Source organism: Actinokineospora sp. NPDC051303, assembly GCF_055586285.1.
The window spans coordinates 41,378-51,832 of sequence record NZ_JBVJIN010000043.1; the positions used below are offsets into that span (position 1 = coordinate 41,378).

Annotated in this window: 9 protein-coding genes; 7 read left to right on the forward strand and 2 right to left on the reverse strand. The window is 70.0% G+C overall.

Translation table 11 applies throughout. From position 1 onward, the window contains the following. Window positions 1-141: 141 nt before the first annotated feature. Window positions 142-558: a hypothetical protein gene (locus tag ACZ6SD_RS25985; RefSeq protein WP_465319603.1), complete on the reverse strand. Its 417-nt coding sequence runs from the start codon at window positions 556-558 to the stop codon at window positions 142-144. 223 nt (window positions 559-781) lie between these two features. Between ACZ6SD_RS25985 and ACZ6SD_RS25990 the strand changes: the two genes are divergently transcribed. Both ACZ6SD_RS25990 and ACZ6SD_RS25995 read left to right on the forward strand, forming a co-directional pair. After that, a complete protein-coding gene (locus tag ACZ6SD_RS25990; RefSeq protein ID WP_465319604.1) occupies window positions 782-1,939 on the forward strand; it encodes a GTP-binding protein in 1,158 nt (385 codons plus the stop codon). A 136-nt stretch (window positions 1,940-2,075) separates the two neighbouring features. Then, window positions 2,076-3,035 (forward strand): hypothetical protein, encoded by a 960-nt coding sequence (locus tag ACZ6SD_RS25995; RefSeq protein ID WP_465319605.1) that lies wholly within the window; start codon window positions 2,076-2,078, stop codon window positions 3,033-3,035. Between the two features lie 64 nt (window positions 3,036-3,099). Here the strand turns inward: ACZ6SD_RS25995 and ACZ6SD_RS26000 are convergent, their stop codons facing one another. Further along, entirely contained in the window at window positions 3,100-4,101 is a 1,002-nt protein-coding gene (locus ACZ6SD_RS26000; protein ID WP_465319606.1) for a LacI family DNA-binding transcriptional regulator, read from the reverse strand. Window positions 4,102-4,209: 108 nt separating this feature from the next. On the opposite strand from ACZ6SD_RS26000, the gene ACZ6SD_RS26005 reads away from it, so the two are divergent. From ACZ6SD_RS26005 to ACZ6SD_RS26025, 5 genes are read left to right on the forward strand one after another with little or no spacing between them, the layout of a single operon-like run. Continuing rightward, a complete protein-coding gene (locus tag ACZ6SD_RS26005) occupies window positions 4,210-5,289 on the forward strand; it encodes an ABC transporter ATP-binding protein (RefSeq protein ID WP_465319607.1) in 1,080 nt (359 codons plus the stop codon). Window positions 5,290-5,348: 59 nt separating this feature from the next. Then, a complete protein-coding gene (locus tag ACZ6SD_RS26010; protein WP_465319608.1) occupies window positions 5,349-6,653 on the forward strand; it encodes an ABC transporter substrate-binding protein in 1,305 nt (434 codons plus the stop codon). A gap of 1 nt (window position 6,654) precedes the next feature. Further along, window positions 6,655-7,617, forward strand: a complete 963-nt coding sequence (locus ACZ6SD_RS26015) for a carbohydrate ABC transporter permease (protein ID WP_465319609.1) — start codon at window positions 6,655-6,657, stop codon at window positions 7,615-7,617. After that, window positions 7,614-8,498 (forward strand): carbohydrate ABC transporter permease, encoded by an 885-nt coding sequence (locus ACZ6SD_RS26020; RefSeq protein ID WP_465319610.1) that lies wholly within the window; start codon window positions 7,614-7,616, stop codon window positions 8,496-8,498. Before ACZ6SD_RS26015 ends, ACZ6SD_RS26020 begins: the two co-directional genes overlap by 4 nt. 29 nt (window positions 8,499-8,527) lie before the next feature. Then, window positions 8,528-10,174 carry a glycoside hydrolase family 13 protein gene (locus ACZ6SD_RS26025; protein ID WP_465319611.1) on the forward strand — a complete coding sequence of 549 codons (1,647 nt, stop codon included), beginning with the start codon at window positions 8,528-8,530 and terminating at the stop codon, window positions 10,172-10,174. Window positions 10,175-10,455 lie beyond the last annotated feature (281 nt).

A 10,455-nucleotide genomic window follows, 5' to 3' on the forward strand; every position in this document is an offset into this window, starting at 1 on the left:
AAAAAGACAAAAAAAAACCACACCCCCCCCCCACCCCCCCCCCCTCCCCCCCCCCCCCCCCCCCCCCCCCCCCCCCCCCCCCCCCCCCCCCCCCCCCCCCCCCCCCCCCCCCCCGCCACCGTGTCACCTGTCGTCAGCTACTCAGCAGCGCTTCCGCAGCTTCGGGCTCTCCCCGATGCCGCCGCCGACGACCTTGCCCGTCAGGCGGTAGGTGAACAGGTCGCCGCTGGCGCACCCCTTGCGCAGCGTCCGCGGACCCTGGCCGGTGAAGTCGGCGCCCGCGATCTTCTGCCACCCCCACGACCGGTGGCGCTGGAGTTCGGCGATGATCCGGATTCTCGACGAGCAACCCGGAGCCCAGACCGTCGCTTTGACGACGCGGTTGCTCAGTTCCGGCTTGTAGAGCCGGACCTCGCACGCGGCGGCCCCCACCTCGGACACCGCGCCCGTAGGCGCGGCGACCTGCGCGGGCCCCGCCGTTCCCGCCGAAGCGGGAACAGCCAAGGACAACGCGCCTGCCACAGCCAACACAATCATCATCATGTACTTGCGAATCACGCGCTCGTCTTCCTTTCGTGATTCACGGCAATGGTTTGACTCTCCCCAGGCGCCCGGAATCGGGCGTGTTTCAAGAATCGCCGGACGAGCGGTGGAAGTCGTCAACCCGGGACTGAGGATTCAGCCGCAGCCCATGCGGTAGTCCAACGGCCGGTAAGACTTTCGCTGTAGACGCGGGAGCCGGGTGCGGACCGACATGGCGAACATGATTATCATGTTCGCCATGTCGTCCTCGTCGCCTGTCCCTGTCACGGTGTTGTCCGGTTTCCTGGGAGCGGGCAAGACCACGCTGCTCAACCACGTCCTGGCCAACCGCGAGGGGCGCCGGGTGGCGGTGGTGGTCAACGACATGAGCGAGGTCAACATCGACGCCTCCCTCATCGCCGGACGCGGCGGAGAGCGGCTGGTCGAGCTGACCAACGGCTGCATCTGCTGCACCCTGCGCGAAGACCTGCTCGACAGCGTCGGCGCGCTGGCGCGGGAAGGCCGGTTCGACACCATCCTGATCGAGTCGACAGGGATCTCCGAACCCATGCCCGTGGCCGCGACCTTCGAGTGGGTTTTCGAGGACGACACCAGCCTGTCCGACCTCGCCCGCCTCGACACCATGGTCACCGTCATCGACACCGCCAACTTCCTCGCCGAGCTCGAACGCGGCGACACCCTCCCCGACCGCGACCTCGCCGCCGGAGACGGCGACGAGCGCGGCATCTCCGACCTGCTGGTCGACCAAGTCGAGTTCGCCGACGTGCTGCTGCTCAACAAAACCGACCTCGCCACCCCCGACCAGGTGGCCACCGTCGAAGGACTCGTCCGCGCCCTCAACCCGACCGCCCGCCTGATCCACTCCGTCCGCGGCGCCGTCGACCTGGCCGAAGTCCTCGACACCGGCCGCTACGACCCCGTCACCGCCGCCACCACCCCCGGCTGGGCCGCCGAACTCACCGGCACCCACACCCCGGAAACCGAGGAATACGGCATCCGCTCGGTCACCTACCGCGCCACCCGCCCCTTCCACCCCGCCCGCCTCGCCGCCGCCCTCGAAAACTGGCACGGCGTGTTGCGCAGCAAGGGTTTCTGTCACATCGCCACCCGCCCCCACACCCTCGCCGTCTGGTCCCAGGCAGGCCCCACCCTCACCATCGACCCAGGCGAACTCCTCCACGATCGCCTCCCCGGCCAGGAACTCGTGTTCATCGGCATCGATCTGGACCCAGCCGAGCCCCGCCGCCGCTTGGACCCCGCCCTCCTCACCGACGACGAGATGCGGGCCGGACCCGAACGCTGGCGCCTGCTGGAAGACCCACTGCCCCCGTGGGAAGACCCCGAACCGCACCACCACGCCCACGGCGGCCTCGTGTCCCGCCACGACGCGACCTGACGGCCACGGCACCGGACTCCGGCAAGCGGTCCTTCACCACACATACCGGCCGGTAACGGTCAGGACACGCGCACCGCGAACGGCTCACCCCGTCGGATATCTTTCGCCGACTTTTCGGGTGACCTGGGAGCAAGCCGTGTCCAACGACATCTTCGACCACCCCGAGCTGCGCGATCCAGAATGGGACCGGGTGGCTCGGCGGGCCGTGCGCGGTGAGCGCTGGCGCCGGTTGCGGAATCCTCGTCGGCCGGGGCCGCCCGCGTTCTGGCGGAGGCACCGCGTCAAGATCGTTTCCGTGGGGGTCGTCCTGGCGATTCTCGGCTTGGGCGTGGTCGCCGTGGGCTCGGTCGAGCGTGGGGCGACCACGTCGGGGGCGTCGGGGGCGCCGACAACCACCGCGACGGTGCCGAGGGAGGTCCGACGGGTCGACCTGGCCCAGCCGTTCGCGGGCACCCCCGCGGCCGGATGGTCCGATGGCGAGAGCGGCGTGGTGGCCCCCACGCCCGTGCCGGTGAACGGCTTCACCGTCGCCCAAGTCGCCGCCGCGACCGAGCAGACCCGGCGCGCGCTGGTGCTGGGCAGGCTCGACCCGGAGGTGCTCCGCGGCGCCAACCTGGAGCCCTTCGTGACGCTGTTCGCCCCGAAGGTTCGCGACCAGATCGCCACCGACACCTCCTACCGCACGAGTCTGGCCCCTGAGCACCGCTTGCTCGACGTCGCCCCGAAAGTCAACGGCCGAATGACCGTCGAGCCGGGGGCCGAGGGCGAGTTGGTCGTGCGCACCAGTTACGTCTTCGCCTACGCTTTCGCCCCGCATGACCCGACCGTGATCCACTACCCGCTGGACATCGTCAGCGTGGTCAGGGTCGACGCGGAGTACATCTACCGCGACCGTGCGAAGTTCGCCAAAGACAGCGTCGGACTCTGGCCAGGCAAGCTGCACAGCTTCTATTACGCCATCTCCTGCTCCGCCCTGGACAAGGGCCAGCTCGCCCCCTCCTACACCGACCGGGGAGTGTACGAAAGCTTTGACGAGAAGCAGGCGTTCGACCTCGCCGCCCCGGTGCCCGTCGATGGCAACTGCCCCAATTCCTGAATGTCGCACGGCGCTGGGAGATCTGACTCCACCGTTGGTCAACGCCCCGGCTTCACCCCGCCGCTCAGGCGGTGTCGCGAATGACCAGGCGCAGGATGTCCGGCGGTGGCGCGGGCTCGCCGCGGGTTCCCTGGATGGCGTTGGCGATCAGGGCGGACAGGTGGGCGCTCATCGCGGCGATGTCTTGGTCGACGGTGGTGAGCGCGGGGCTGGCGAAGGGGGCGGTGGGGATGTTGTCGACGCCGATGACGGCCAGGTCGTGCGGGGCGGACAGGCCGTGGGCGCGCATCCCGGCCAGGACCGCGAAGGCGAGTTCGTCGTTGTAGGCGCAGACGGCGGTGACGCGGGACTCGGCCCGCCAGTCCGCCACCGCTGACGCGGCGCTGTCGAGGTCGAGATCGACCGGTTGGACGGATGGGGCGTCGAGGCCGTTCTCGTGACAGGCCGCGGCGACTCCGGACAGGCGCAGGTCGACCAGGTGCCGGACCCGCTCGTCGGTCGGGGCGGCGTAGCCGAGCTGGCGGTGGCCTGCGGCGATGAGGTGCGCGGCCTGCACGCGCCCGATGCGCTCGTTGGGCACCAGGACCACCACTGGGTGGTCGGCCGCGGGGTCCGGTCCCGGGAGCACGCACGCCAGGTGAACGCCCGCGGCGCGCATGGCCCGGTGCTCGGCGGAGTCCACCGGGGTGAAGGTGATCACCGCGGTGGGGGCGAGTTCGCGCCAGGTCGCGGCCAGGGTGCGGCGCGGCTGCTCCTGGTGGGTGATCAGGCCAAGGCCCGCCTCGCCCAGGTCGTCGGTCAGCGCCTCGATGAGGTGGGCGATGTGGGGGCCGATGGGCAGGCCGGTCAGCGCCAGCAGGACGGTGTCGCCGCGGCCGCGGATGAGTGCCCGCGCGGCTGCGGAGCGGGTGTAGCCGACCCGCTCGACCGCCTCGCGCACACGGCGGCGGGTGGCGTCGGGGATCTTCTGGTTCGGGTTGTCGTTGAGCACGTAGCTCACGGTCGCCTGCGAGACACCGGCCTCCCGTGCCACGTCGGCGACGGTGATCCGTTTGCGAGTGCCCATAACGCCGATTCCTCCTGAGGCCTTGACCACACCGCGAGCCACGCCTACCTTAGCTGAAACGTTTCACTGAAGCGTTTAAGTGATCTAAGGCACTGCGGAGGGAAGTCGATGGCGACCGTCACCTACGAGAAGGCCACGCGCGTCTACCCAGGGGCCGAGCGGCCAGCGGTGGACGCCCTGCACCTGGAGATCGCCTGCGGGGAGTTCCTCGTGCTGGTCGGGCCGTCCGGCTGCGGGAAGTCGACCAGCCTGCGCATGCTCGCTGGCCTGGAAGACGTCGATGACGGCGCCATCCACATCGGCGACCAGGACGTCACCCACCTGCCGCCCAAGGACCGGGACATCGCGATGGTGTTCCAGAACTACGCGCTCTACCCGCACATGACCGTCGCGGACAACATGGGCTTCGCGCTGAAGATCGCGGGCGTGTCCAAAGAGGAGCGCCGCAGGCGGGTCGCCGAGGCCGCCGCGCTGCTCGATCTGGAGCCCTACCTCGACCGCAAGCCCAAGGCGCTCTCCGGCGGCCAGCGGCAGCGGGTCGCGATGGGCCGCGCGATCGTGCGCGAGCCCCGGGTGTTCCTGATGGACGAGCCGCTGTCCAACCTCGACGCCAAGCTGCGCGTGCAGACCCGGACCCAGATCGCCGCGCTCCAGCGGCGGTTGGCCATCACCACGGTGTACGTGACCCACGACCAGGTCGAGGCCATGACGATGGGCGACCGGGTGGCGGTGATGAAGGACGGGAAGCTGCAGCAGTGCGCCGCGCCGCGGGAGCTGTACGACCGGCCAGCCAACGTCTTCGTCGCCGGGTTCATCGGCTCCCCGGCGATGAACCTCACCGAGGTCACCGTGGACGAGGACGGCGCGCGGGTCGCGGGCGCGCGGGTTCCGCTGAGCCGCGCCGAGGTGCGGGCGATCGCCGCCGAGGGCGGCTCGACCGCCACCCTGGGCTTCCGGCCCGAGTCGCTGGAGCCGGTCGGCTCCGCTGACGGCGGCTTCGCCGTGCTTGTCGACCTCGTGGAGGAACTCGGCGCCGACGCCTACTGCTACGGCAGGCTCGAAACCGGCGCCGACGTGATCGCCAAGGTCGACGCGCGCTTCCCGCCGCGCAAGGGCGAGCGCCTCCATTTCCGCATCCGGCCCGGCGAGACCCACCTGTTCTCCGCCACCACCGGAGAGCGGCACTAACCCGTGACGATGGCCGTCCCCGGCCCGTAGCTGTTTGTCCAGTTGAGAAGGAGTTAGGCGTGCACACCACGAGAGCCCGCATCGTCGCGGGCGCGCTGACCGCGGCGGTGGCGGTCGGATTGACATCCTGCGCGAGCGCGGACGGCGGCGGCTCCGCTGCCCAGGGCGGCGAGTTCGCGGGCCGCGGCCCGATCAACTATGTCGCGGGCAAGGACGTGAGCGGGACCTTCCGCGGCGTCATCGACCAGTGGAACCGCGAGCACCCCGACGAGAAGGTCACCTTTGTCGAGTTGCCTGAGCAGTCCGACCAGCAGCGCCAGCAGCACATCCAGAACGCGCAGACGCGCTCGGAGGCGAACGCGGTCATCGCGCTGGACGTGGTGTGGACCGCCGAGTTCGCCGCCAACCGCTGGATCGAGCCGCTGCCGGAGGAGCAGTTCCCGCTCGATCAGACGCTGCCGCCGGTGGTCGAGGGCGCGAAGTACCGCGGCGACCTGTACGCGGCCCCGGCCTGGGCCGACGGCGGCCTGCTGTTCTACCGCGCCGACCTGCTCGCCAAGGCGGGCGTCGACAAGCCGCCCACGACCTGGGCGCAACTGCGGTCGCAGTGCGGCCAGGTGCTCGCGCTGCCCGAGGCCGCGGGCATGTCCTGCTACGCGGGCCAGTTCGAGAAGTACGAGGGCCTCACCGTCAACTTCGCCGAGGCCGTGCAGTCCGCGGGCGGCGGCATCGTGGACGACAACGGAAAGCCCACTGTGGACACTCCCGAAGCCAAGCGGGGACTGGACTTCCTGGTCGACGGCTTCAAGACTGGGCTGATCCCGCGCCCGGCCATCACCTACCAGGAGGAGCAGGGCAGGCAGGCGTTCCAGAAGAGCCAGCTGGTCTTCCACCGGCAGTGGCCCTACCAGCACTCGCTGGCCAACCGGACCGACGGGTCGAGCACGGTCGCCGGGAAGTTCGACGTGGCGCCCCTGCCGGGGGCGGACGGGCCCGGCTCGTCCAGCCTGGGCGGCTGGAACCTGGCCGTGTCGTCGTTCGCGAAGAACAAGGCGACCGCGCTCGACTTCGTCAAGTACATGACCTCGGCGCAGCGCCAGCGCCAGAACCTGGAGGCCGCATCGCTGGCGCCCACCTACACCAGCCTGTACGACGACCCGGAACTGGTGCGGGCGTTCCCGTACCTGCCCACGCTCAAGGCCTCGATCATGACCGCGCAGCCCCGGCCGAGGGTGGTCCGCTATGGCGACGCCGCCGCCGCGATCCAGGACGAGGCCTACGCCGCGCTGACCGGGGCGAAGAGCAGCGACGCCGCGCTCGCCGACTTGCAGGGCCGCCTCGACAAGATCACCGGGGGGCGGTGACATGACCGCGGTGTTGTCCCGGCCGTCCTCGGGCCGCCGCGCGGGGTCGGCCCGGCTCGGCGCGCTGCTGGTGGCGCCCACCGTCCTGGTGCTCGCCGTTGTCGTTGCCTACCCCACGGTCCAGGCGGTGTGGCAGTCGCTGTACGGCGCGCGGGGAATCGACCCGGAGTCCGGTTTCGTCAACGACACCGAGCCGTTCGTCGGCCTGGGCAACTACGCCGTCCTGTTCACCAGCGCGGGCGACCGGTTCTGGAACGCGCTGGCCAACACCGTGTTCCTCACCGGGACCTCGGTGGCCCTTGAGGTCGTCTTGGGCGTCGGGATGGCGCTGATCATGCACCAGGCGCTGCGCGGCCGGGCGCTGGTCCGCGCGGGCATCCTCATCCCGTGGGCCATCCCCACCGCGATCGTGGCCCTGCTGTGGCGGTGGATCTTCAACGCCGACGGCCTCGCCAACGCGATCCTGCCCGGCCAGATCCTGTGGACCAGCGAGGGTTTGCACGCCAAGCTCGCGGTCGTCTTCGCCGACGTGTGGAAGACCGCGCCGTTCGTCGGGCTGCTGGTGCTCGCCGGACTCCAGGTCATCCCGAAGGAGGTCGACGAGGCCGCCAAAGTGGACGGGGCCGGGGCTTGGCGGCGGCTGTGGAGCATCACGCTGCCGCTGGTCAAGCCCGCGCTGCTGGTGGCGGTGCTGTTCCGGGTGCTGGACGCACTGCGCATGTTCGACATGCCCTACGTGCTCATCGGGGCGCGCAAGGAATCCGTCGAGACGCTGTCGATGCTGGCCCACGACGAGGCGTCCAACGTCCGATTCGGCCCGGGTGCCGCCTACGCGGTCATCCTGTTCCTGTTCGTGTTCCTGGTGGCGTTCGCGTTCGTCAAGCTGCTCGGCGCCGACGTGGTCGGCGAGGCGGGCAGGGGCGTCCGGCGAAGGAAGACCCGACGAGCGAAGGTGATCGCGTGAGCGTCCTGGAAAGTCCCGTCGCGACGCCACCGCGGACCGGGCCCGCCCCGGTCCGGCGCAAGCGCGCCCGGGGGCCGCTGGTGACGATCGGGATCGTCGTCGTCATCGTGTTCTGCCTGGCGCCGTTCTACTGGATGGTGGTGTCCAGCTTCCGGCGCACCTCCGACATCTTCGACAAGTCGGCGCTGCCGTCGCCGTGGTCGCTGGAGAACTACGCCGCCGTGTTCGACCCCGACCAGGGCTTTCTGCGGGCGATGGTCAACAGCCTGGTCGTGGCCGGGACGACGACGGTGCTCGCGCTGGTCATCGCGACGCTCACGGCGTACGCGATGGCCCGCCTGGATTTCCCGTTCAAACGCCTGGTGCTGACCGGGATCATCGCCACGTCGATGTTCCCGGTGGTCTCGATCGTGGTGCCGCTGCTGAAGCTGTTCACCGACTGGGACTGGATCAACACCTACCAGGCCATGGTCGCGCCGAGCCTGTCGTTCGCGCTGCCGATGGCCGTGTGGATTCTGACCGCGTTCTTCCGGCAGATCCCGATCGAGCTTGAGCAGGCCGCGATGATCGACGGCTGCACCCAGGGGCAGGCGTTCCGCCGGATCGTGCTGCCGCTGGCCGCCCCCGGCGTGTTCACCACCGCGATCATCACGTTCGTCGCGGCGTGGAACGAGTTCCTCATCGCGCTGTCGATGACCAACGAGGCGGCCATGCAGACCGCGCCGGTGGCGATCTCGAAGTTCGCGGGCGCCAGCCAGTTCGAGACCCCGTTCGGCAGCCAGATGGCCGCGGGCGTGCTGGTCACCATCCCGCTGGTGGTGCTGGTCGTGGTGTTCCAGCGCCGGATCGTGGACGGCCTGACCGCGGGCGCGGTCAAATGATTTCCCGACGACACAAAGGATTGATTGCCATGACCCGCACCAACTGGTGGCGCGACGCGGTCATCTACCAGATTTACCTCCGCAGCTTCGCCGACGGCGACGGCGACGGCATCGGCGACTTCACCGGGCTCCGGTCCCGGTTGGACTATCTGGCCGACCTCGGCGTCGACGGCGTCTGGCTCAACCCGTGCTTCCCGTCGCCGCAGGCCGACCACGGCTACGACGTCGCCGACTACACCGACATCGAGCCCGATTACGGAGACCTGGCCGCCTTCGACGCGTTCGTCGGCGAGGCCCATGAGCGCGGCCTGAAGGTGCTGCTGGACTTGGTGCCCAACCACTGCTCCAGCGCGCACCCGTGGTTCGCCGCGGCCGTGGCCGCCGGTCCCGGCTCGCCCGAGCGCGAGCGGTTCATCTTCCGCGACGGCCGAGGCGAGCACGGGGAGCTTCCGCCGAACAACTGGCGCTCGGAGTTCGGCGGGCCAGCGTGGACCAGGATCACCGAGCCCGACGGCACCCCCGGCCAGTGGTATCTGCACTTCTTCGACTCGGCGCAGGTGGACTTCAACTGGCGCCACCCCGACGTCACGGCCCTGTTCGACGACGTGCTGCGGTTCTGGTTCGACCGGGGCGTCGACGGCTTCCGCATCGATGTGGCGCACGGCCTGTTCAAGCACGAGGACCTGCCGGACTGGGACGGCGGCCGCTTCAACGAGCACGCCTGGAACCGCCCGGAGGTGCACGAGGTCTACCGCCGCTGGCGCGCCATCGCCGCGTCCTACGGACCAGACCGCGACCTGACCCTGGTCGGGGAAATCTGGGTCCCCACCGTCGAAGCCCTGGCCGCCTACCTGCGCGAAGACGAGCTGCCACAGGCGTTCTTCTTCGACCTGCTCATGCGCCCGTGGAGCGCCGCGGACTGGCGAACCTCCATCGAGCAGGCCTTCACCGACATCGGCTCGACCGGCGCCACCATCACCTGGACCCTGGCCAACCACGACGTGCATCGCGCGGTCACCCGCTACGGCATCGTCACCCCCGCCGAGTTCCCCGTGTCGCTGGACCCCCAACTCGCCCTGGTCCGCCCACGCGGCCAAGTCGATTTCGCACTGGGGGAGCGGCGCGCCCGCGCCGCGACCCTGGCCCTGCTGGCACTACCCGGCTCGCAGTACCTCTATCAGGGCGAGGAACTGGGCCTGCCCGAGGTCGTCGACCTCCCCGACCACGCCCGCCAGGACCCAAGCTGGAAACGCACCCAGGGCACCGACTTCGGCCGCGACGGCTGCCGAGTCCCCCTGCCCTGGACCCCTCACCCCGGCAGCTTCGGCTTCTCCCCACCGGAGGCCACCGCGGCCCCCTGGCTTCCCCAACCGGACTGGTTCGGCAAATACGCGGTATCCGAACAAGCCGCAGACGCGAGCTCCATGCTCTCCCTGCACCGAGCCGCCCTCCACCTCCGCCGCACCGAACCAGGCCTAACCGCCCCAGATTTCACCTGGCTCGCCTCCCCACCCAACGTCCTGTTCTTCACCCGGGGAGACGGCTTCGCCTGCGCGGTGAACTTCGGCGCCACCCCATTCGAACTCCCCGAGGGCACCGAGGTCCTGTTGTCGAGCACCCCCCTCACCAACGGCGCACTGCCAACCGACACCACCGCCTGGCTGCGCCTGCCCTGACCCCCGACGAGGCTCAACCGCCTGACCGTTGCGATGTCATCTGAGCACGGTGTCCGGACTGGCCACAGGCGGGAGTGCTTCTGAGGGAGCGGGCGGACTTGTCAGCCCGAGTCGCACGACAGGCCCGGCCGATTTCGAATCCGCGTCGGCCGGGCCTTCGTGCGGCGGATCAGGCGCGGCCAACGTACTGGCCAGAGCCAAAGGCAGCCCGGTGGCCGGTATCTCCCGCTTGGAACGCGGCCAGTTCTCCGTCTCGGGCGAGATGTTCGGGTTCCGCCAGC

What these genes read in the sequence shown, in the direction of transcription:
- ACZ6SD_RS25990 (WP_465319604.1), top strand. Translation starts at nt 782, where the DNA reads ATGTCGTCCTCGTCGCCTGTCCCTGTCACGGTGTTGTCCGGTTTCCTG.
- ACZ6SD_RS26000 (WP_465319606.1), bottom strand. Translation starts at nt 4,101, where the DNA reads ATGGGCACTCGCAAACGGATCACCGTCGCCGACGTGGCACGGGAGGCC.
- ACZ6SD_RS26005 (WP_465319607.1), top strand. Translation starts at nt 4,210, where the DNA reads ATGGCGACCGTCACCTACGAGAAGGCCACGCGCGTCTACCCAGGGGCC.
- ACZ6SD_RS26015 (WP_465319609.1), top strand. Translation starts at nt 6,655, where the DNA reads ATGACCGCGGTGTTGTCCCGGCCGTCCTCGGGCCGCCGCGCGGGGTCG.
- ACZ6SD_RS26025 (WP_465319611.1), top strand. Translation starts at nt 8,528, where the DNA reads ATGACCCGCACCAACTGGTGGCGCGACGCGGTCATCTACCAGATTTAC.